The sequence below is a fragment of the Pseudomonas sp. NPDC087614 genome, from assembly GCF_044743485.1.
Classification (GTDB): Bacteria; Pseudomonadota; Gammaproteobacteria; order Pseudomonadales; family Pseudomonadaceae; genus Aquipseudomonas; species Aquipseudomonas baetica_A.
The window spans coordinates 1-20,010 of the sequence record NZ_JBIUWN010000090.1; the positions used below are offsets into that span (position 1 = coordinate 1).

The window sequence follows — 20,010 nt, forward strand, 5'->3', positions numbered from 1 at the left end:
GGAGGGTGAAATCTCCCACGGTCTGTACTGCGCTAACAGTCAGAATCGAGCCTTGTCCCTCCTCCTCCCTTCAAGTCCTACCATACAAGCGAGCTCCTGAAGAGGGCGGAACATTCAGCCGTTGTGTTGACTGACACGCCACCTTCGCGAGCAAGCCCGTTCCCACATTGGGTTTGTGGTGTGACAGTAAAAAACCCGCGTGCCTGAGAAGGTCACGCGGGTTTTTTCGTTTTCGGGGTTTATGCTTCGGCGGGGATGACCTCTAGGACGCAAATCTGCGCAGGCGTCGGGTAATGCCAGCGCACATCCAGATCCCAGAATTGCGCGCCGTATTCGCGTTCCGGCGCCGGGGTTTGATAGGCCGGGCGCGGATCCTGGGCCAGGCATTGCTCGATCAACTCGACCAGTGGCTCGGCAAGGCGTCGCGCGTGGGCATGCGCCTGTTGCAGCGCGCTGTCCGTCCACTGCACGTCGATCAGTTGCGGCGCGGCGCTGGCGATGCTGTTGGAGGCGCTGTTGATGATGTCGGCGTAAGGCACGTAGGGTTTGATGTCGAGGATCGGCGTGCCATCAAGCAAGTCGATGCCGGAGATGAACAGGCGATGAGCTTCAACCTTGTCCAGTTTCACCACGGATTGGCCGATGCCATTCGGGCGATGGGTGGCGCGGGTGGCGAACACGCCCATCGACTTGTTGCCGCCCAGGCGAGGCGGGCGGACCTTCAGGCGCGGTTTTTCTTCCAGCGCTTGATGGAAGAGGAACAGTAACCAGATGTGGCTGACGTGCTCCAGCCCCTGCACCGCGTCCCCCTGATCGAACGGCGCCACCAGTTCCAGCACACCACGGGCGGCGGGGGCCAGTTGTGGCTGACGAGGGATGGCGAACTTCTCCTTGAAGCAGGAGCGCACGAAGCCGATGGGGGAGACGCTGTAAGTCATGGTTTAGAGTCAGAAGCGGGGTCAGGGCGGGCATGATACCCCGGCATGCCTCAAGACGGGTGCTGGCAGGGCTGGCCTCTTCGCGAGCAAGCTCCACACAGAGAACGCATTGCAAATGTGCAAGCGAGCCTGCTCGCGAGGGCCGCGCCGCCGATATCAGAGGTTGAAACCACCATCCAGCGGAATGATATTCCCCGTCATATAAGCGCCGGCGGTGCTCGCCAGACTGATAGCCAAGGCCGCCATCTCTTCCTCACGCCCCCAGCGCTTCATCGGAATCAGCGCCGTATCCTCGGCCAACGCCTGCTGATCATTGCCAATATGCTGGGTCATCTTGCTCGGAAACCGACCTGGTGCAATCACGTTGACGTTGATGTGCTGGCTCACCAGTTCGCGCGCGAGAATCCGCGACAGTTGATGCAAAGCCGCTTTACTCGGCCCATAGGCATACGCCTGCTCACCAAAAGAAGACATTCCGGCCACCGAGCCGATATTGATGATCCGCGCCGGATTGGCCGCCGACCCCGCTTTGCGCAGCAGTGGCAGAAACTGCTGGATACAGGTGAACACCGACGTCACGTTGAGCTGCATGACTTTCTCCCAGCCCTTGACCGGGTAACTCTCCAGCGGGGCGCCCCAGGTCGTGCCGGCATTGTTCACCAGAATATCCAGATGGGTGATCTGCTCGCCCAGTCGCGCGGCCAGTTCTTGGACGCCTTGTTCAATCGCCAGATTCGCCGCCACGCCATGGCAGATGCCCAGGGCGCTGAGTTCTTCGGCGGTTTGATGACAGGCTTCTGCATCCCGGGAGCAGACGTACACATGGGCGCCGGCCTCGACAAACGCCTTGGCGATCATTTTGCCGATACCACGGGTGCCGCCGGTCACCAGAGCGGTGCGGCCTTTCAGGGAAAAGTACGGGTGCATGGCAAGTCCTGAGGGCTAGGGATGAGTACACCCTAGTCGTCAACCGCGAAAAGCGGAGCCACTATTTTTGCAAGGAATGAACGGTCATGCGCAGCGGCGGCGATTGGATATCGCCGCCGCTGAAGAGCGATCAGGTGCGAACGCGCAGGGTCAGGCCCTTGAGGAAGTTGCGCAGCAACTGGTCGCCGCACGGGCGGTAGTTGGTGTGGCCGACCTTGCGGAACAGCGCGCTCAGCTCGGGCTTGGACACCGGGAACTCGGCAGCCTTGAGGATGGCATGCATGTCGTCTTCTTTCAGTTCGAAGGCCACGCGCAGCTTTTTCAGGATGATGTTGTTGGTCACCGGCACTTCGATCGGCTGCGGCGGACGGCTTTCGTCCTTGCCACGCTTGAAGATCACCAGGCCGTCGAGGAAGTGCGCGATGACTTCGTCCGGGCAGCGCACGAAACCTTCTTCGTCTTCTTCCTTCTTGTCGAGCCAGGTGATTACGTCAGCGAGGTCCACGTCCATGCCGCCGAGTTTGATGATTTCGACGACTTTTTTGTCGCTGATGTCGAGCATGTAGCGCACGCTGCGCAAAACGTCGTTATGAATCATGTGGGTAATCCTGATAAACGTTGTGGGCATCGCGCGGGCGCAATGCCGGAATGTGTGGCGGCAATCGAAGCTTTAGAACTTCTCTTTGCCGGACAAGTAGCGCCATTGACCGACCGGAACCTTGCCAATCGAGACGCCGCCGATGCGGATGCGACGGATGCCGACAACCTTGAGGCCAACCGCTTCGCAGAACTGGGCGATGATCCCCGGCTGCGGGTTTTTCATGGCGAAGCGCAGGCGGTTTTCGTTCTGCCAACTGGCCTTGACCGGCGGCAGTTCCTTGCCCTTGTGGGTGAGGCCGTGCTGTAAGCGGTTAAGGCCGTGAGCGACCATGTCACCTTCGACTTCAACGATGTATTCCTGCTCGATCTTGGCCGAGTCGGCAGTGAGCTTGCGCAGAATCTTCCAGTCCTGGGTGAACACCAGCAGGCCGCTGGCCTTGGCTTGCAGGTCGGTGCTGGCGGTCAGGCGCAGGAAATGGCCACGCAACGGGCGTTTGCTGAAGCGGTGCTCTTGGCTGAGGGTTTCAGCACTCAGTGTCTGCATCGCGCTGTCCGCATCCATGCCCGCCGGCACGTTGAGCAGGATGGTCACCGGCTCCGGTGCGGTGGCTTTGGCGTCCTTGTCGAGTTCGACCTTCTGGTCGCCGACCTTGAATTGCGGCTCGTCGATCACTTCGCCGTCCACGGTGACCCAGCCGCCCTCAATGAACAGCTCGGCCTCGCGGCGGGAGCAACCCACCAGTTCGATGAGGCGTTTGGAGAGGCGAATCGGGTCAGTCATGACAGGGCCGTAACAAAAAAGGGGTGGGCATTGTACCTGTGTGGCGCCGGTTAAGCCCGGTTCCATTTACAGGCGGTTAATTGAGGGTGGGAGCGGGCTTGCTCATGAGTGCGCAGTATCTGTTGACGCCAAGGCTGCTGATCCACCGCTTTGGCGAGCAAGCCCGTTCCCACAGGTTGTTCTGTGTTGCATCAGCCGTGTTGCGAGCGCTGCGGGTTCTGCCGCAAGCGCATATGCAGCAAAGGATACGGCTGGCCCATGCCATCGACTTGCGAGCGGCCGATGACTTCAAAACCTTGCTTGAAGTAAAACCCCAGCGCCTGTGGGTTCTGTTCGTTAACGTCGAGTTCGTCGGCGTTCAAATGCTGCATGGCGTAATTCAGCAGTTTTTTGCCCAGACCCTGGCCGCGATGGTCGGGATCAATGAACAGCATTTCGATCTTGCCTGCCGCAACACCGGCGAAACCGGTAATGCGTTGCTCGCGATCCTTGGTGCAGATCAGCATCACCGCGTCGAGGTAGCGAGTCAGCACCAGATTGCGCAACAGTTCGATGTAGCTGTCCGGCAGAAAATCATGGGTCGCGCGGACCGAGGCCTCCCAGACCCGGGTCAGTTCCTGATAGTCGCTGAGTTTCGGTGTGTGGATGACCGAATGGTGACGCATGCCCGGTAGCCTCTTGTCAGGTGTGATGGGAGTCCTTCCCCCCACAAACGATAGACCTAAAAAAGCCCCGCATCTCGTAAAAAGAGCGGGGCTTTTCAATACGACACTATTGCCCTGTGGGAGCGGGCTTGTTCGCAAAAGCGGTGTATCCGTCACCGGATTTGTCGACTGATACGACGTACTCGCGAGCAAGCCCGCCCACAGGTACTGCGTGGTGCTTAGATCTGTTCAGCCCACAGATCGTATTCGTCAGCGTCAGTCACTTTGCACCAGACCTTGTCGCCCGGCTTGAGGTTGCTGCCGTTGTCGATGAACACGTTGCCGTCGATTTCCGGGGCGTCAAAGAAGCAGCGGCCGACGGCGCCTTGTTCGTCGACTTCGTCCACCAGCACTTCGATTTCACGGCCGATGCGCATTTGCAGGCGCGCCGAGCTGATCGCTTGCTGATGCGCCATGAAGCGCTCCCAACGATCTTGCTTGACGTCGTCAGGCACCACGTCCAGATCCAGATCGTTGGCCGGAGCGCCGTCAACCGGCGAGTACTGGAAGCAGCCGACGCGGTCGAGCTGCGCTTCGGTCAGCCAGTTCAGCAGGTACTGGAAGTCTTCTTCGGTTTCGCCAGGGAAGCCGACGATGAAGGTCGAACGGATGATCAGGTCCGGGCAGATCTCGCGCCAGTTCTTGATGCGTGCCAGGGTCTTGTCTTCGAAGGCCGGGCGTTTCATCGACTTCAGCACTTTCGGGCTGGCGTGCTGGAACGGGATGTCCAGGTACGGCAGGATCTTGCCGGCGGCCATCAACGGGATCAGCTCGTCAACGTGCGGGTATGGGTAAACGTAGTGCAGACGCACCCAGACCCCGAGGGTGCTCAGGGCCTCGCAGAGCTCGGTCATGCGGGTTTTTACCGGCGCGCCGTTCCAGAACCCGGTGCGGTATTTCACGTCGACGCCGTAGGCGCTGGTGTCTTGCGAGATCACCAGCAGCTCTTTGACGCCGGATTTGACCAGGCGCTGAGCCTCGTCCAGCACATCACCGACCGGACGGCTGACCAGTTTGCCGCGCATCGACGGGATGATGCAGAAGCTGCAACTGTGGTTGCAGCCTTCGGAAATTTTCAGATAGGCGTAGTGGCGCGGCGTCAGCTTGATGCCTTGCGGCGGCACCAGGTCGATCAGCGGGTTGTGATCCTGACGCGGCGGCACGACTTCGTGCACGGCATTGACCACTTGCTCGTACTGCTGCGGGCCGGTCACGGCCAGCACGCTCGGGTGTACGTCGCGGATGTTGCCTTCTTCCACGCCCATGCAGCCGGTGACGATGACCTTGCCGTTTTCCTTGATCGCCTCGCCGATCACTTCCAAAGACTCAGCCTTGGCCGAATCGATGAAACCGCAGGTGTTGACGACCACGACGTCGGCGTCCTGATAGGTGGACACCACGTCATAGCCTTCCATACGCAGCTGGGTCAGGATGCGCTCGGAGTCGACCAGTGCTTTCGGGCAACCCAGAGATACAAAGCCAACCTTTGGATTGGCCGGCGCAGGAGTGGTGGACATGTCTAACCTCGGTATTTTGTGACATCGATTGCCTGACGCAGGAATCGAGAGACGGGCGCTTGAATGGCGCCTCTGATCAAAAAGTGCGCAATTCTAGCGGCGTGCAACGCACTTGACCAGCTTTATGCCGGGAAATACGACGAGTGCTGCGCTATGCTTCGCGCCGTTGGGCCTTGCCAAATTTTTACAGTCAACAAATCATCTGTAACAGCAAGTAAAACAGCGCATGCTGCACCACACAACATAGTGTTTCATTCGAAGTAGCCGGTCTGGGAATCAGGAGTGTTGGATGGGGCAGGCAAGTAGTCAGGCGGCGGGCGCCGAGCATTCGACGGCAAAGCCGATCGGCATGCTGGTCGCGGCGGTCGGGGTGGTTTACGGCGACATCGGCACGAGCCCGTTGTACACCCTCAAAGAAGTGTTTTCCGGCGGTTACGGTGTGCCCGTCAATCACGACGGGGTGTTGGGCATTTTGTCGTTGATTTTCTGGTCGCTGATCTGGGTCGTCTCGATCAAATACATGATGTTCGTGCTGCGCGCCGACAACCAGGGGGAGGGCGGGATCATGGCGCTCACCGCACTGGCACGGCGAGCGGCGGGCGAGCGCAAGAAATTGCGTTCATTGCTGGTGGTTTGCGGGCTGATCGGTGCGGCGCTGTTTTACGGCGACAGCATGATCACGCCGGCGATTTCCGTGCTGTCGGCGATTGAAGGCGTCGGTCTGGCGTTTGAAGGCATCGACCATTGGGTGGTGCCGTTGTCGCTGGTGGTGCTGGTCGGGTTGTTCCTGATCCAGCGTCACGGCACGGCGCGGATCGGTATTCTCTTCGGGCCGATCATGGTCACCTGGTTTCTGGTGCTCGGCGCCCTTGGCGTGTACGGCATCAGCCACACGCCGGAGGTGCTGTATGCGCTGAATCCAGTGTGGGCGGTACGGTTTTTCATGGTGCATGCGGGCATGGGCGTGGCAATCCTCGGCGCGGTGGTGCTGGCGCTGACCGGTGCCGAAGCACTTTACGCCGACATGGGCCACTTTGGCCGCAAGCCGATTGCCCGTGCCTGGTTCCTGCTGGTGCTGCCGGCGTTGGTGCTCAACTACTTCGGTCAAGGCGCCTTGATGCTGGAAAACCCGGAAGCGGCGCGTAACCCGTTCTACCTGCTGGCACCAAGCTGGGCACTGATTCCGCTGGTGGGGCTGGCAACGCTGGCGACCGTGATCGCCTCGCAAGCGGTGATTTCCGGTGCATTCTCCCTGACCCGTCAGGCGATCCAGCTCGGTTACATCCCGCGCATGTACATCCAGCACACCTCCAGCGACGAGCAGGGCCAGATTTACATCGGTGCCGTGAACTGGTCGCTGATGGTTGGCGTGGTCTTGCTGGTGCTGGGCTTTGAATCCTCCGGCGCACTGGCCTCGGCTTACGGTGTGGCGGTGACCGGCACCATGCTGATGACCACGATTCTGGTGTCGGCCGTCATGCTGCTGCTGTGGAAATGGCCACCGATCCTTGCGGTGCCGGTGCTGATCGGTTTCCTGCTGGTGGACGGCCTGTACTTTGCCGCCAACGTGCCGAAGATCGTGCAGGGCGGTGCGTTTCCGGTGATTGCCGGTATCGCCTTGTTCGTGTTGATGACCACCTGGAAGCGCGGTAAGCAGTTGCTGGTCGAGCGTCTCGACGAAGGCGCCTTGCCGCTGCCCATCTTCATCAGCAGCATTCGTGTGCAACCGCCGCATCGAGTCCAGGGCACCGCCGTGTTCCTCACTGCGCGCCCCGACGCCGTGCCCCACGCGCTGTTACACAACCTGCTGCACAACCAGGTGCTGCACGAGCAAGTGGTGTTGTTGACCGTGGTCTACGAAGACATCCCGCGGGTGCCGCCGCAACGGCGTTTCGAAGTGGATGCCTACGGAGAGGGCTTCTTCCGGGTGATCCTGCACTTTGGCTTCACTGACGAGCCGGACGTGCCGCAAGCGCTGAAGTTGTGTCATCTGGACGAGCTGGATTTCAGCCCGATGCGCACCACTTACTTCCTCAGCCGTGAAACGGTGATTGCCTCGAAACTTGAGGGGATGGCGCGTTGGCGTGAAGCGCTGTTCGCGTTCATGTTGAAGAACGCCAACGGGAACTTGAGGTTCTTCAATTTGCCGCTGAACAGGGTGATTGAGTTGGGGACGCAGGTAGAGATGTAAGCCCACTGGAATGTAAAAAGCCCCCGCAACTGCAAAGTTACGGGGGCTTTTTGTTGGGTGCGCTTCAGATCACTCTTCAGCCACCTTGCCCGCAGCCTGACGCTTCTCGATCAAGTCCACCAAGCGCTTGGCCAGTGCCGGATAGTTCTCATCGAAGTGATGACCACCCGGCAGTTTCACTGCTTCGCCGACGGCTGTCTTGTCGGTGCAGCCGCTTTCATCGGCCTCTTCTTCACCGTAGATGCACACAACCTTGGCCGCTGGCAGCTTGGCCATTTCCGGGCCGGTGGCGGCTTCTTTGCCGGCGTTGCCGAGCCAGCCTTCGACTTCGATCTCGAAGCTGCCGGTGCGGGCGAAGGCCAGCAGGATGATGGCGTCGACGCGTTGCTGCTCGGTTTCAGGCAGGCGGTTGTAGATCGCCGGCAAGACATCGGCACCGAACGAGTAACCGGTGAGGATGAAGCGCTTGGTGCCCCATTTCTGCCGGTAGTGCTGCATCAGTTCGGTCAGGTCCAGCGCGCTTTGCTCCGGACTCTTGTGCTGCCAGTAGTAGCGCAGGGTGTCGATGCCGACCACCGGGTAGCCGATCTTGGCCATTTCGCCCGCTACGTCCCGGTCGAGGTCGCGCCAGCCGCCGTCACCCGACAGGAACAGGGTGACGGTGTCTTTGGCCTGGCCGGCCGGGACTTCAACCACCGGGATCGCCAGACCACCGTTGGCCTTGTCGCCGCCGACGAGGATTTTGCGCAGTTCGTTGTTCAGCACTTGCGGCAGGTTGATGTCGTAGTCGCTGATACTGGTTTCGGCGTTCGGTTGATCGCGCACGAAACCGGCGCTGGTGTCGTCCGGGTTGTCGTTCCATGCCACCAGCCAGTGGCCGTGGGCAGCGGATTTAGGCAGCAGGTGGGTGCAGCCGGGTTTTTCCAGCGCCAGGCCAACCGATACGGCTTGGGCCTTGTCGTCCTTCTGCTCGGACAACCACCGCCACGCCAGCACCGCACCAGGGCCGATGCCGCTGACCAGGGTGGCCGGGCCGTTCAGTTCGCGCAGACCCGTCTGCAGGGCGCGGCTTTGCAGCAGGCAGTCCTGGGGCAGAACCACCTGAACGATCTGCGCCGAAGCGCTGCGGCTCAGGGTGGTCAGTTGCTTTTCACTGAGTTTCTGGTCGTCATTGACGGCCACCAGCACCTGAGCCTTGGGCTGGGTGCCGGGAATCACACGGGTCATGGCCGGGCCATCGACGGGCGTGAGTTGTTCGAGGGTCGGTTCCGGTGCCGGACGTTTGAGGTACCAGTAACCGCCGCCGGCAATCACGGCCAGCACAATCAGTGCGGCCAGGATGTACTTCAGGGAGCGTTGAATCATCAGCGTTTCACCAATCCAGTCAAGCCGCCCGCGATCAGGGCGGCAGTATCAGCCAGCGCCACCAGCGGATCCAGTCCGGCGGGCACGGCCATATAACGGGGTTCCCAGTCAGGCTGGAACTTGTCTTTGAAGCGGCGCAAGCCTTGGAAGTTGTACAGCTGCTCACCACGGCGGAAAACCATCGAGCCCAGACGCTGGGTCAACGGTGCACCCCGTCGAGGTTGCAACCCCGACAACGGCACCATGCCCAGGCTGAAGCGCGCGTATCCGTGACTCTTATAATGTTGAATCAGGCCGACCATCATGAATTCCATGGTCAGCTTGGGAGCCTCCGGGTGCGCGCGCATCAGGTCGAGACTGGCCAAGTCATGGCTGTAGGTCTCGAGCAGATTGGCGAACGCCACCGGACGACCTTCGAAGCGAATCACCGCAATGCGGAAATGCTTCAGGTAATCGTCGCTGAAACGGCCGAGGGAGAAACCTTTCTCGCGTACATTCTTGCCGGTCAGCCAGGCATCGGAAATAACCTTGAGCTCATCCATCGGCGCTTGCCCCGGCTCGTGGATTTCCAGCGACAGACCGTCGCGGGTGCCACGGTTCCAGGTGTAGCGCAGATCCTTCATCTCTTTGCCCTTGGCTTCCAGGTCAAAGCGATGCAGGTCGACCCGGGCTTCTTCGCCAAGCTTGATCGCGGTCAGGCCGATGTCCATGTAGTACGGCAGGTTTTCCGCGCGTACTTGATAGAACACGGGGCGAGCGTGATGGATGTCGCATAGGTCGCGGAACTGCCAGATCATCTCGGCGCGTTGCTGGCCGGGGCCGATGGGGTCGTACAACGCCACGAGGCTGCGACCACGACGGGCATACATCAGGAACGCTTCGTCGTTGGGGTGGAACAGCAACGCCTTGTCACCGGTCAGCGCGAGGCCGCCATCGGGTTGCGAGGACGCCATCAGAATCTTCGCCGCGCGATCGATTTCGTCCGGCGTCGGCAAATGAATCACCGGGCGCGCGGTGCGCAGCAGCCAGGTCAGTGCGATCACCAGCAACAGCACCGCCGCGCCGAGCAGCGAGCGCAGGCCGCGTGGTGCGTCGGCGTCGAGGGTGAACTGCCACCACAGTTGATGGCTGTACGGTACGTCTTGATAGGCGAACAACAGCAGCCAGGTCGAGGCGCCCAGCACGCAGAGGCTGGCCACCAGATACAGCGGCGAGAACGGCAGTTCGGTCAGGCGGCTTGGGCGATAGAACGAGCGACGGAACACACCCAGCAACGCGGCAGTGAGTGTCATCAGCGTGGCTTCTTCCCAGTCGAAGCCTTTGAGCAGCGAGAGCAGGGCACCGACAAGCAACAGAATGGTGGTCAGCATCCACGCGGCTGAGAGGCGACGGCGCAGGCCCTGAGCCAGCATCAGACAGAGCACACCGATCAGGCTGGCGCCGAAGTGCGAAGCGTCGACCAAACGATGAGGGATCAGGAAACCGATGTGCTCCAGGCGCGTGTCGATCTCGGGTGTGGCACCGGAGAACAGCAGCACCACGCCGGACAGAAACACCAGCACCGCCAGAATCGGCGCCGCCAGACCGGACGCCGCGCGCATGGTCTGGGTCTGGAACAGGCGCTGGCCTTCATTGATCAACAGCAATACGCAGGCGACCAGCAGCGGCAGCACCACGTAGATCAGGCGATAGAGCAGCAACGCAGCGGCCAGTGGTGCGGCACCGAGTTTGTCGGCAAACGCGGCCAGCAGGATCGCTTCGAATACGCCGACACCGCCTGGCACATGGCTGAGTACGCCAGCGGCCAGCGCCAGCAGGTACACCAGCAGGAACGCGCCAAACGGTGGGCTTTCGGGCAGTAACAGATACAGGACAGTCGCAGCAGCGGCGACGTCGAGAGCGGTGATGAGCAGTTGCAGGAAAGTCAGGCGTCGACCCGGCAGGCGCAAGGTGCGACGGCCGGCCTTGACCAGCAGGTTGTCACGATACGGTTGTTCCGGCAGGCGACGACGATAGATGCCGATCATCAGGATTGCGCCGAGCAGCAGCACAGTCGCAGCGATCGTACCCAGCAGTCCCTCGGACAAGCCCAGTGCCTGAGAGACGGCGGGCAGATCGCTCAGGGTCGCCAGAGCCGCCAGCGGGGGCAGGGCGCAGCCGAGCGACAGGCTGGCGAACAAGGTCATGTGCGCGACTTCCGACGCCCCCAGGCCCAGTCGTGCATATAAACGATAGCGAACCGAACCGCCGGACAGCATCGACAGGCCGATGGCATTGCCAATCGCAAACGCGGTGAAACCGCCGAGCGCCAGTGTGCGCGGTGGCAATGTCACGCCGGCATAGCGACTGGCCGACCATTCGTAACCCAGCAGAATAATAAAGCCGACCACGGTCGCGGCGAATGCACCGAGGAGGGCGGGTGTGGGCACGGCAAGAATCGAGTCATGCAAGGCATCGAGATCGAGCTCGGCGAGCAGATGACGACAGGCAATCAGCGCAATGGTAAACAACAGCAACGTGACCGCCAGGCCAATCGGTTGCCGGTATTTGCTTAACCGATCCAGCAAGCGCAAACGCTCGGGTTTGATCGGGTGTTCCGCTGTGACGGTGTCTTGTGGATCAGACGAGTTGGCGCGCATCAATCACCTCTTGGATTGTGCGCGACAGGATGGAGGTATCCAGCCAAGTTACCAATCCCTGTAGAAAAAAATAATCACAAAATACTACGCCTCTCACCGGGTATCGGCGAGGGCAGTCATGGATGGCAGACGTCTTGTTCGCGACTCAAGCATAGTCGCAACTCGGTGGGCCTGATGATCCTGGACGATTCACTGCACTGTGACAGATCATTGTTGCGAAAGGACTTTTTCCACAGATACAAAAAAGGCCACTCTTTCGAGTAGCCTTTTTTGATGTTTGGTTGCGGGAGCCGGATTTGAACCGACGACCTTCGGGTTATGAGCCCGACGAGCTACCAGACTGCTCCATCCCGCGTCTGTGTGGCGGCATTCTACAGGCGAACGGCGAGGTGTCAACCGCTAATTCCGTAAAGGGTCAAATAAGTGTGGAATCGCGCCAAACGGTCGCAGGTGGCGCGTTAAGTTTCGGAAACGAAACGAATTCCTGTTTGACGGTTGTCATGGCTGCGAGGGCTGAAACTGAAAAACACGCACGCACAAAAAAGGCCACTCTTTCGAGTAGCCTTTTTTGATGTTTGGTTGCGGGAGCCGGATTTGAACCGACGACCTTCGGGTTATGAGCCCGACGAGCTACCAGACTGCTCCATCCCGCGTCTGTGTGTCGGCATTCTACAGAGGATCGCTGGGCTGTCAACCTTCAATCCGGATAAAAAGTGTTGAGGTTCAATCGGTTAGCGTTTTATTGGGATGTTGGAACACGCTACAGGTCAGGTGGGACAAGGCTTTCGGCTCTATTGGTTGTCGATTTTCGATTGAGAAAATAAATTCATAGGGCTTTTCCTACAGATGGAAAAGAACATTCAGACCACTGGTGCTATATACAGTTGTCAGTGAGATACTGCTTATCCGGTTCGCCACGTTTCCTTTTCTGACATGACTCAGCGAAAAATCATCCACGTCGACTGTGACTGTTTCTACGCCGCCATCGAAATGCGCGATGACCCGCGCTTGGCCGGCAAACCGTTGGCGGTGGGCGGGTCGGCAGATCGGCGCGGGGTGATTGCCACCTGTAATTACGAGGCGCGTGCCTATGGTGTGCGCTCGGCCATGTCATCGGGGCATGCCCTGAAGCTGTGCCCGGACCTGACCATCGTCAAACCGCGCATGGACGCCTATCGAGAAGCTTCAAAGGAAATTCATACAATCTTTGCCGATTACACTGATCTGATCGAGCCACTGTCGCTGGATGAGGCCTACCTTGATGTGTCGGACAGTGCCCATTTCGGTGGCAGTGCCACGCGCATCGCCCAAGACATCCGCCGTCGCGTCTCCAATCAATTGCACATCACTGTTTCTGCAGGCGTGGCGCCGAACAAATTTCTGGCGAAGATCGCCAGTGACTGGAAGAAGCCCAATGGCTTGTTCGTGATTACGCCGGATCAGGTCGAAGATTTTGTCAGCGGCTTGCCGGTAAGCAAATTGCACGGTGTCGGCAAGGTCACCGCCGACAAGCTGGGCAAGTTCGGCATCGTCGACTGTATGCAATTGCGCGAGTGGGACAAGCTGGCGCTGGTGCGCGAGTTCGGCAGTTTTGGCGAGCGACTCTGGAGTCTTGCCCGTGGGATTGATGAGCGGCTGGTCCACAATGACAGTCGCCGTCAGTCGATCAGCGTGGAAAATACCTACGATGTTGACCTGCCGGATCTGCGCAGTTGCCTGGATAAGCTGCCAGAGCTTCTGGAAACCCTGAAAACCCGTATGGCGCGAATCGATAGCAGTTATCGCCCGGGCAAACCGTTCGTCAAAGTGAAATTCCACGACTTTACCCAGACCACGCTGGAGCAGGCCGGGGCAGGGCGGGATCTTGGCAGTTATCAGTTGATGCTCACGCAGGCGTTCAATCGGGGTGGCAAACCGGTACGTTTGCTGGGGGTTGGCGTGAGGCTTGAGGATTTGCGTGGCGGGTTTGAGCAGATGGAATTGTTTGAGCGGTAGTTTTGCGATGAATATGGGGCGGCCTTCGCGGCAAGCCCGCTCCCACAGGGAATTTGTGCAAGACACAGATCCAATGTAGGGGCGGGCTTGCCCGCGATGCTTTCAGCTTTTAATTAGATCCTGGATCAGCCACCAGGCGTCCCGCATCCTTGGTCAAGGACTTGAGAAATTCAGCCTGCAACTCGGGATCGTTACGCGTCAGTTCGATCAGGCTTTGTTCCAGTTCGCTGGCTTCTTCTTCCAGGCCCAGTTCCGACAGACGTTTGACTCGGTGCACCCACTGGCTCACTTCGTCATCTTCAAGGTCGTCGTAAATCAGCCCGTGGGCTTCCAGCAGCTTGCCACGCAGGTGGCTGCTGATCACCAGGGATGAGTCAGAGTGCACGTCATCGTTGGCGTCTTCGACGCTGATCTGCAATTTGCCGACATGATTGAGGTCATTTTCGGCGAACGGACTGTCCAGCAGATTGAGACGCAGCACGCCGTTGCGGTCGGTGGTCATGTCGAAAGTCTGTTTGCCAGCCTTGACTTGTACCGGGCGCTCGCTCCACGGCAGGCTCGAATACTCCGTGCGCTTGTCGCGTTGGACTTCATCGATGCCGGCCAGGTTCTGTTGCGCACGACCGTTGGACTGCACGTTCATGAACGGGTTGAGTCCGGCGAAGCCGTAGCTGAGCCAATCCTTGGTCACGCTGTCCGGCAAGTTGCCGAGCGCGAATACGTTGACCACGTTCGCGCCGACGCCACCGACCACGGCCACCACACCCAGCGGGATCTCGTAGATTTCCCGCCAGGGCTGGTAAGGCGTGTAGCGATCATAACGACGGGTGACGTCGAACTCGGTGACTTCGAACGTTTTCTGCTCGTTGATCTTCACGCGTCGCTGCGGCAGCTCAAGCACCTTAGGCTCACCGACATCGATCTGCAGGCTGTGATCGAGCAGTTTGCGCTCGACCCGCTCTTCGTGCTCGCTGCGCTGTGACATGTGATTGGCACAGCCGCTGACCAGCAGGGCACCGCACAGGGCGGTGCCACCGAGGCCTAAGGTGTTTCGCTTGAACATGACGTCTCTATCTGGTTTCAGCGGCGGATACGGGCCTGAAGGAAGGACAATACGTCAGCCACCGGCAGCGCTTGTGCCTCGCCTTCGGTACGGCTCTTGTATTCCAGGTTGCCTTCGGCGAGGCCGCGGTCGCTGACCACGATGCGGTGTGGAATGCCGATCAGTTCCATGTCCGCGAACTTGATGCCCGGGCTGGTTTTCTTGTCGCGATCGTCCAGCAGCACTTCGAAACCGGCCGCAGTCAGTTCTGCGTACAGCTTGTCAGTGGCTTCGCGCACCTGTTCGGTTTCATAACGCAGCGGTACCAGCGCGATCTGGAACGGCGCCAGGGTGTCGCTCCAGATGATGCCGTTTGCATCGTTGTTCTGCTCGATGGCGGCAGCCACCACGCGGGACACGCCAATACCGTAGCAACCCATTTCCAGGGTCACTGGCTTGCCGTTCTCGCCCAGCACTTCGCACTTCATTGCTTTGCTGTACTTGTTGCCCAGCTGGAAGATGTGACCGACTTCGATGCCGCGCTTGATTTCCAGCGTGCCTTTGCCGTCCGGGCTTGGGTCACCCGCCACCACGTTGCGCAGGTCAGCCACGGTCGGAACCGGCAGGTCTCGCTCCCAGTTCACGCCGAAGTAGTGCTTGTCATCGATGTTCGCGCCGATACCGAAGTCGCTCATCAGCTCGACCGAGCGGTCGATGATGATTGGCAGCGGCAGGTTCAGTGGGCCGAGGGAACCGGCACCGGCGCCAATGGCGTCACGCAGTTCGGAGTCGGTCGCCATGACCAGCGGGCTGGCAACGCCGGGTTGCTGGGCGGCTTTGATCTCGTTGAGTTCGTGGTCGCCACGGATCACCAGAGCGATCAGTTTGCCTTCTTCTTCGGCGCGCACGATCAGGGTCTTGATGGTCTTTTCAATCGGCAGATTGAATTTTTCCACCAGTGCAGCAATGGTCTTGGTGTCCGGAGTGTCCACCAGACGCAGCTCTTGAGTCGGTGCAGGGCGGGAAGTTTCCCGTGGCACAGCTTCGGCTTTCTCGATGTTCGCCGCATAGTCGGAGCCGTTGCTGAAGGCGATGTCGTCTTCGCCGGACTCGGCCAGTACGTGGAACTCGTGGGAACCGGCGCCGCCGATCGAGCCGTTGTCAGCCTCGACAGGGCGGAACTTCAGGCCCAGACGCGTGAACACGTTGCAGTACGCCTGATGCATGCGGTCATAAGTGACCTGCAGCGAAGCCTGATCGGCGTGGAACGAGTAGGCGTCTTTCATGATGAATTCGCGGCCGCGCATCAAACCGAAGCGTGGGCGGATTTCGTCACGGAATTTGGTCTGGATCTGGTACAGGTTGATGGGCAGCTGTTTGTAGCTGCTCAACTCGTTGCGCATCAGATCGGTGATCACTTCTTCGTGGGTCGGGCCCGCGCAGAAGTCGCGACCGTGGCGGTCTTTGATGCGCAGCAACTCAGGGCCGTATTCTTCCCAGCGGCCCGATTCCTGCCACAGCTCGGCCGGTTGGGTGCTCGGCATCAACACTTCCAGAGAGCCGGCAGCGTTCATTTCTTCGCGAACGATGGCTTCAACCTTGCGCATAACCCGCAGGCCCATGGGCAGCCAGGTGTACAGGCCCGAGGCGAGTTTGCGGATCATGCCGGCGCGCAGCATCAGCTGATGGCTGATCACGACCGCATCGGAAGGCGTTTCTTTCTGTGTGGCGAGCAAAAATTGACTGGTGCGCATGGTTGGCCGTTGTCGGTTGCTATGACTGGAAATGACGGAGCAGTGTACCGGCGAGTTTTGCTGCCGTACAGAAGTGTGGTCAGTGCAGTGGGGTAACGGCGGGATTCCTCCCGCCGTTGGCGAAACGTCTTACGATTCTTCCGCAACCGGCGTCGGCACGGGCTCCGGCGTCGGTGTCGGGCCTTCGCGACGGCTTTCCTGGAACCAGTGCAGGGCGATCAGCACCAGTGTCGGTACGCCGAGCAATGCGGTGATGAGGAAGAAGTTGTGGTAACCGAACTTCTCCACCATGACCCCGGAATACCCACCAATGAGGCGCGGCAACAGGAGCATGATCGAGCTGAGCAGGGCGTATTGCGTTGCGGAGAATTTCAGGTTGGTCAGGCTCGACAGGTACGCAACAAACGCCGAAGTTGCAAGGCCCGAGCTGAAGTTGTCGAGGGAAATGGTCACCACCAGCATCTTAAGGTTCGGTCCCATGTCGGCCAGCATCAGGAACAGCAGGTTGGTGCCTGCCGAGGCCGCGCCACCGATAAACAGGATCGGCAGAATCCCGAAGCGTACGATCAGCAGGCCGCCCATGCCCGCACCCACGAGGGTCATGATCAGGCCGAAAATCTTGCTGACGCTGGCGATCTGATCCTTGGTGAAGCCCTGGTCGATGTAGAACACGTTGGCCATCACGCCCATGACCGTGTCGGACATCCGATAGGTAGCGATCAGCCCGAGCAACAACAGGGCTTGCCAGCGGTAGCGCAGGATGAAGTCGTTGACGGGCGTCAGCACGGGCGCAAGCCCACGGCGTCCCATGGCCGACAGGCACATCCAGGTGAGCAAGGTGTAGAGAATGGCGCGCAGGAAAGCGCGGTCTTCGAGCAGCAGGTCCAGCGGGCTGACGCCTTCAAACAGCACGCTGGCGAAATCGGTGTTGTACAACTGAGTGAACATCGCCGGCACGGACACCAACAAGATGATCAGTACCAATACCGACATCAATTGGTGCATGAAGGTGTAGCGACCGGCCTGCAATTGGGTGCGCAGCGGCACTGGCGGTTCACGCATGAACAGGGTCGTGAGCAGGGCGGGAATCATCAGCGCGCCGAACAGCGCATACGTGCCAGCCCAGGCCGAATGTTTGTAGTTGAAACCGGTCGAGCCAAAGCCTTCGGCGAAAAACAATGCGCCAGCGGTCGCCAACAGGGCGGCGACGCGATAGCCAGACATATAACTGGCGGCCAGTGCTGCCTGGCGGCTGTCGTCGGCGATTTCCAGGCGATAGGCATCCACCGCGATGTCTTGGGTGGCGGAAGCGAAGGCGACGACAACGGCGATGGCGATCAGCCAGGACAGATGCTTCTGCGGATCGCAGAAACCCATGCCGATCAGGCCCAGAATCACCAGCACCTGCGAGAGCACCAGCCACGAGCGGCGACGGCCAAGCTTGCCCAGCAAGGGCAGGCGCCATTGGTCGAGCAGCGGTGACCAGACCCATTTGAACGCATAGGCCAGGCCGATCAGGCTCGCGTAACCAATGGTTTCCCGGGCCACGCCGGCCTCACGCAGCCAGACGGAAAGCGTTGAAAACACCAGCATGTACGGCAGGCCGGCGGCGAAACCCAGCAGCAACAGCACGAGTGTCGAAGGACTGGCATAGGCGGCGAGCGCGGCGCGCCAGGTTTTACGGGGCATGGGCTGAAGTCTGCCTCAAGATTGCGAAAACAAAGCGCGCACTCTAACCGCTGTGCTCTACCGGACGCCAGCCATGGCGCTGAATATCCACACGATTGTTCAGGATGGTGATGCCTTCCATGCGCAAACGCGCACGTTGTTCATCGCCCGATGGGCTGCCTGCCGGCAGGCTGATCCGACCGCCGGCGCCCAATACGCGGTGCCAGGGCAGTTTGGTGTCGCCGGGCAATTGACTCAGGGTGCGCCCGACCCAGCGCGCGGCACGCCCCAGCCCGGCAAGGTCAGCCAATTGACCATAGCTGACGACCTTGCCCTCGGGCACTTGGGCGAGGGTCGAGTAGAGCGCCGTGCGTCGGATTTGCGCTTCGCTCTCGTTTTCGTGAATCAGGTCTGTCACGTCCGCGGTTCCTGAATGTGTTCGTTCGATATTTTCAAGGGTAAATGCAGACCGTGCAGTTGAGAAATGAACTCAATAGAAATAGTCCGGTCAGTCCTTGTCAGGGTCTTATTCCTACGGATAATGCCGAACTTTTTCGCAAACTTGAGCCCTCGATTCGCTTATGTTTTCCAGAACCTTGCTGTGCCTTGCTGTTTTCAGTGCGTCCACGCCCCTGCTTGCCGACACCGTCTGGATGAAGAACGGCGACAAGTTGAGCGGTAAAATCACCCTGTTCGATGGCGGTAAGCTGTTGGTTCAGACCCAGTACGCTGGCGCGGTCTCGATCAACTGGAAAGAGGTCAAGACCCTGGAAAGTGACCAGGAGTTGCTGGTCAAACAGGACGCCTATAACGGTGAGAAAGCCAAATCGCTGACCGCTGCCGGCGACGGAAAGGTCACGCTGGCCAACGGCGAAGCGCCGAAAACCGTGGAGCTGGCGAGCATTCAGCAAATTCTCAAGCCCAAGCCGGTGGTCGAGGATCTGGTGTGGAAGGGTAATGTCGACCTGGCACTCGATTATCAGCGCGCCGAAAAGGACACTGATGATTACGACATCGGCTTCAAGACCTCTGCGCGTCATGGGCGCTGGCGTCATACCGCTGAAGGCGAATACAACCGCGAAGTGCAGAATGACGTGACCACCACCGACAACTGGCGCGCCGAGTATGCACTCGACCGGTTCCTGACTGATCAGTGGTTCTGGCAGGGGCGCCTGAACTACAAACGCGATCACGTCGAGGAATTGTCACGTCAGCGAGTCGTGGGTACCGGCCCCGGCTACCAGTTCTGGGATGACGAATTGGGTGCGTTCTCGCTCGGCTCGCTGTTGAACCGGACGGACTATGAATACAGCGATGGCAGCAAGGACAACTTTTACTCCGTCGCGATGAAGTGGGACTACAACCGCTACCTGATTGGCAAGAAGGTCGAGTTCTTCACTAACGGTGAGGTCGGCAAGCCGTTGTCCGGTGTGGCGGATTACGCGCTGGATGCCGAAATGGGGCTGCGCTACAAGGTTACCGACTGGGCTTCGCTGAATCTCAAGGCTGAGCGCGACATCATCAGCGGTACCGATGATGCCGATTTGAGCAAGACACGTTACACCGCAGGCTTTGGCGTGGCCTGGTAAGGCAAAAGCAAAAGATCGCAGCCTGCGGCGGCGCCTACAAAGAATCAGCGTAGGAGTTGCTGCGGGCTGCGATCTTTTTTTGCGCCTGGAAAACAAGCGCCCACAAAAAAGCCCCGCTTTTAAGGGCGGGGCTCTTTTCTAAAGAAGCTACAAGTTAGATAACTTGTACTTCTTCAGCTTGCATGCCTTTCTGACCGCGGGTAGCGATGAAAGAAACCTGTTGGCCTTCTTTCAGGCTTTTGAAGCCGTCGGATTGGATAGCTTTGAAGTGAACGAACAGGTCGTCACCGGATTGTCGAG

The 20,010-nt window shown here is 59.6% G+C and carries 16 protein-coding genes and 2 tRNA genes; 3 read left to right on the plus strand and 15 right to left on the minus strand.

Annotated features, from left to right (window positions below; translation table 11 throughout):
- Positions 1-239 precede the first annotated feature (239 nt).
- The 6 genes from tsaA to rimO form a co-directional block, all read right to left on the minus strand.
- Positions 240-938, minus strand: coding sequence for a tRNA (N6-threonylcarbamoyladenosine(37)-N6)-methyltransferase TrmO (gene tsaA, locus ACIOWA_RS24140; RefSeq protein WP_339464364.1), 699 nt, complete (start codon positions 936-938; stop codon positions 240-242).
- A gap of 156 nt (positions 939-1,094) precedes the next feature.
- A complete protein-coding gene (locus ACIOWA_RS24145) occupies positions 1,095-1,865 on the minus strand; it encodes an SDR family oxidoreductase (protein ID WP_339430604.1) in 771 nt (256 codons plus the stop codon).
- A 130-nt stretch (positions 1,866-1,995) separates the two neighbouring features.
- Positions 1,996-2,463: a DUF1456 family protein gene (locus ACIOWA_RS24150; RefSeq protein ID WP_339430605.1), complete on the minus strand. Its 468-nt coding sequence runs from the start codon at positions 2,461-2,463 to the stop codon at positions 1,996-1,998.
- Between the two features lie 72 nt (positions 2,464-2,535).
- Positions 2,536-3,246 (minus strand): rRNA pseudouridine synthase, encoded by a 711-nt coding sequence (locus ACIOWA_RS24155; RefSeq protein WP_339430606.1) that lies wholly within the window; start codon positions 3,244-3,246, stop codon positions 2,536-2,538.
- 191 nt (positions 3,247-3,437) lie between these two features.
- Positions 3,438-3,911, minus strand: coding sequence for a GNAT family N-acetyltransferase (locus ACIOWA_RS24160; protein ID WP_339430607.1), 474 nt, complete (start codon positions 3,909-3,911; stop codon positions 3,438-3,440).
- 218 nt (positions 3,912-4,129) lie between these two features.
- The gene (rimO, locus tag ACIOWA_RS24165; RefSeq protein WP_075946795.1) at positions 4,130-5,467 is read right to left on the minus strand and encodes a 30S ribosomal protein S12 methylthiotransferase RimO; all 1,338 of its coding nucleotides are present in this window, start codon (positions 5,465-5,467) and stop codon (positions 4,130-4,132) included.
- A 289-nt stretch (positions 5,468-5,756) separates the two neighbouring features.
- Between rimO and ACIOWA_RS24170 the strand changes: the two genes are divergently transcribed.
- Positions 5,757-7,658: a potassium transporter Kup gene (locus ACIOWA_RS24170; RefSeq protein WP_339430608.1), complete on the plus strand. Its 1,902-nt coding sequence runs from the start codon at positions 5,757-5,759 to the stop codon at positions 7,656-7,658.
- Between the two features lie 69 nt (positions 7,659-7,727).
- Here ACIOWA_RS24170 and ACIOWA_RS24175 read toward each other — a convergent pair whose 3' ends face one another.
- From ACIOWA_RS24175 to ACIOWA_RS24190, 4 genes are all read right to left on the minus strand, one after another.
- Positions 7,728-9,023, minus strand: coding sequence for an AcvB/VirJ family lysyl-phosphatidylglycerol hydrolase (locus tag ACIOWA_RS24175; protein ID WP_339464405.1), 1,296 nt, complete (start codon positions 9,021-9,023; stop codon positions 7,728-7,730).
- Entirely contained in the window at positions 9,023-11,662 is a 2,640-nt protein-coding gene (gene mprF / locus ACIOWA_RS24180) for a bifunctional lysylphosphatidylglycerol flippase/synthetase MprF (protein ID WP_401162316.1), read from the minus strand. The genes ACIOWA_RS24175 and mprF overlap by 1 nt, the downstream gene beginning before the upstream one ends.
- A gap of 278 nt (positions 11,663-11,940) precedes the next feature.
- Positions 11,941-12,017: transfer RNA gene (locus ACIOWA_RS24185), tRNA-Met, on the minus strand.
- A gap of 221 nt (positions 12,018-12,238) precedes the next feature.
- Positions 12,239-12,315 (minus strand) — tRNA-Met (locus tag ACIOWA_RS24190).
- 280 nt (positions 12,316-12,595) lie between these two features.
- Between ACIOWA_RS24190 and dinB the strand changes: the two genes are divergently transcribed.
- Positions 12,596-13,657 carry a DNA polymerase IV gene (gene dinB / locus ACIOWA_RS24195; protein WP_339430611.1) on the plus strand — a complete coding sequence of 354 codons (1,062 nt, stop codon included), beginning with the start codon at positions 12,596-12,598 and terminating at the stop codon, positions 13,655-13,657.
- A 109-nt stretch (positions 13,658-13,766) separates the two neighbouring features.
- Here the strand turns inward: dinB and ACIOWA_RS24200 are convergent, their stop codons facing one another.
- The 4 genes from ACIOWA_RS24200 to ACIOWA_RS24215 form a co-directional block, all read right to left on the minus strand.
- Positions 13,767-14,720, minus strand: a complete 954-nt coding sequence (locus tag ACIOWA_RS24200; RefSeq protein ID WP_401162318.1) for a hypothetical protein — start codon at positions 14,718-14,720, stop codon at positions 13,767-13,769.
- A gap of 17 nt (positions 14,721-14,737) precedes the next feature.
- Complete coding sequence (locus tag ACIOWA_RS24205; protein WP_339538886.1) at positions 14,738-16,453, minus strand: proline--tRNA ligase; 1,716 nt, start codon at positions 16,451-16,453, stop codon at positions 14,738-14,740.
- A gap of 129 nt (positions 16,454-16,582) precedes the next feature.
- The gene (locus ACIOWA_RS24210) at positions 16,583-18,142 is read right to left on the minus strand and encodes an AmpG family muropeptide MFS transporter (protein ID WP_339430614.1); all 1,560 of its coding nucleotides are present in this window, start codon (positions 18,140-18,142) and stop codon (positions 16,583-16,585) included.
- Between the two features lie 43 nt (positions 18,143-18,185).
- The gene (locus ACIOWA_RS24215; RefSeq protein WP_339430615.1) at positions 18,186-18,539 is read right to left on the minus strand and encodes an MGMT family protein; all 354 of its coding nucleotides are present in this window, start codon (positions 18,537-18,539) and stop codon (positions 18,186-18,188) included.
- Between the two features lie 163 nt (positions 18,540-18,702).
- Here ACIOWA_RS24215 and ACIOWA_RS24220 point away from each other — a divergent pair, with 163 nt between their 5' ends.
- A complete protein-coding gene (locus tag ACIOWA_RS24220; protein WP_221731464.1) occupies positions 18,703-19,710 on the plus strand; it encodes a DUF481 domain-containing protein in 1,008 nt (335 codons plus the stop codon).
- Positions 19,711-19,864: 154 nt separating this feature from the next.
- Here ACIOWA_RS24220 and ACIOWA_RS24225 read toward each other — a convergent pair.
- The coding region (locus ACIOWA_RS24225; RefSeq protein ID WP_401162321.1) for a cold-shock protein at positions 19,865-20,010 on the minus strand (146 nt) is incomplete at its 5' end.

Excerpts from the sequence above, each read along its gene's own strand:
- ACIOWA_RS24155 (WP_339430606.1), bottom strand. The coding sequence starts at position 3,246 with ATGACTGACCCGATTCGCCTCTCCAAACGCCTCATCGAACTGGTGGGT.
- ACIOWA_RS24205 (WP_339538886.1), bottom strand. The coding sequence starts at position 16,453 with ATGCGCACCAGTCAATTTTTGCTCGCCACACAGAAAGAAACGCCTTCC.
- ACIOWA_RS24200 (WP_401162318.1), bottom strand. The coding sequence starts at position 14,720 with ATGTTCAAGCGAAACACCTTAGGCCTCGGTGGCACCGCCCTGTGCGGT.
- tsaA (WP_339464364.1), bottom strand. The coding sequence starts at position 938 with ATGACTTACAGCGTCTCCCCCATCGGCTTCGTGCGCTCCTGCTTCAAG.
- dinB (WP_339430611.1), top strand. The coding sequence starts at position 12,596 with ATGACTCAGCGAAAAATCATCCACGTCGACTGTGACTGTTTCTACGCC.
- ACIOWA_RS24150 (WP_339430605.1), bottom strand. The coding sequence starts at position 2,463 with ATGATTCATAACGACGTTTTGCGCAGCGTGCGCTACATGCTCGACATC.
- ACIOWA_RS24160 (WP_339430607.1), bottom strand. The coding sequence starts at position 3,911 with ATGCGTCACCATTCGGTCATCCACACACCGAAACTCAGCGACTATCAG.
- ACIOWA_RS24145 (WP_339430604.1), bottom strand. The coding sequence starts at position 1,865 with ATGCACCCGTACTTTTCCCTGAAAGGCCGCACCGCTCTGGTGACCGGC.
- ACIOWA_RS24210 (WP_339430614.1), bottom strand. The coding sequence starts at position 18,142 with ATGCCCCGTAAAACCTGGCGCGCCGCGCTCGCCGCCTATGCCAGTCCT.
- mprF (WP_401162316.1), bottom strand. The coding sequence starts at position 11,662 with ATGCGCGCCAACTCGTCTGATCCACAAGACACCGTCACAGCGGAACAC.
- ACIOWA_RS24175 (WP_339464405.1), bottom strand. The coding sequence starts at position 9,023 with ATGATTCAACGCTCCCTGAAGTACATCCTGGCCGCACTGATTGTGCTG.
- rimO (WP_075946795.1), bottom strand. The coding sequence starts at position 5,467 with ATGTCCACCACTCCTGCGCCGGCCAATCCAAAGGTTGGCTTTGTATCT.
- ACIOWA_RS24170 (WP_339430608.1), top strand. The coding sequence starts at position 5,757 with ATGGGGCAGGCAAGTAGTCAGGCGGCGGGCGCCGAGCATTCGACGGCA.
- ACIOWA_RS24220 (WP_221731464.1), top strand. The coding sequence starts at position 18,703 with ATGTTTTCCAGAACCTTGCTGTGCCTTGCTGTTTTCAGTGCGTCCACG.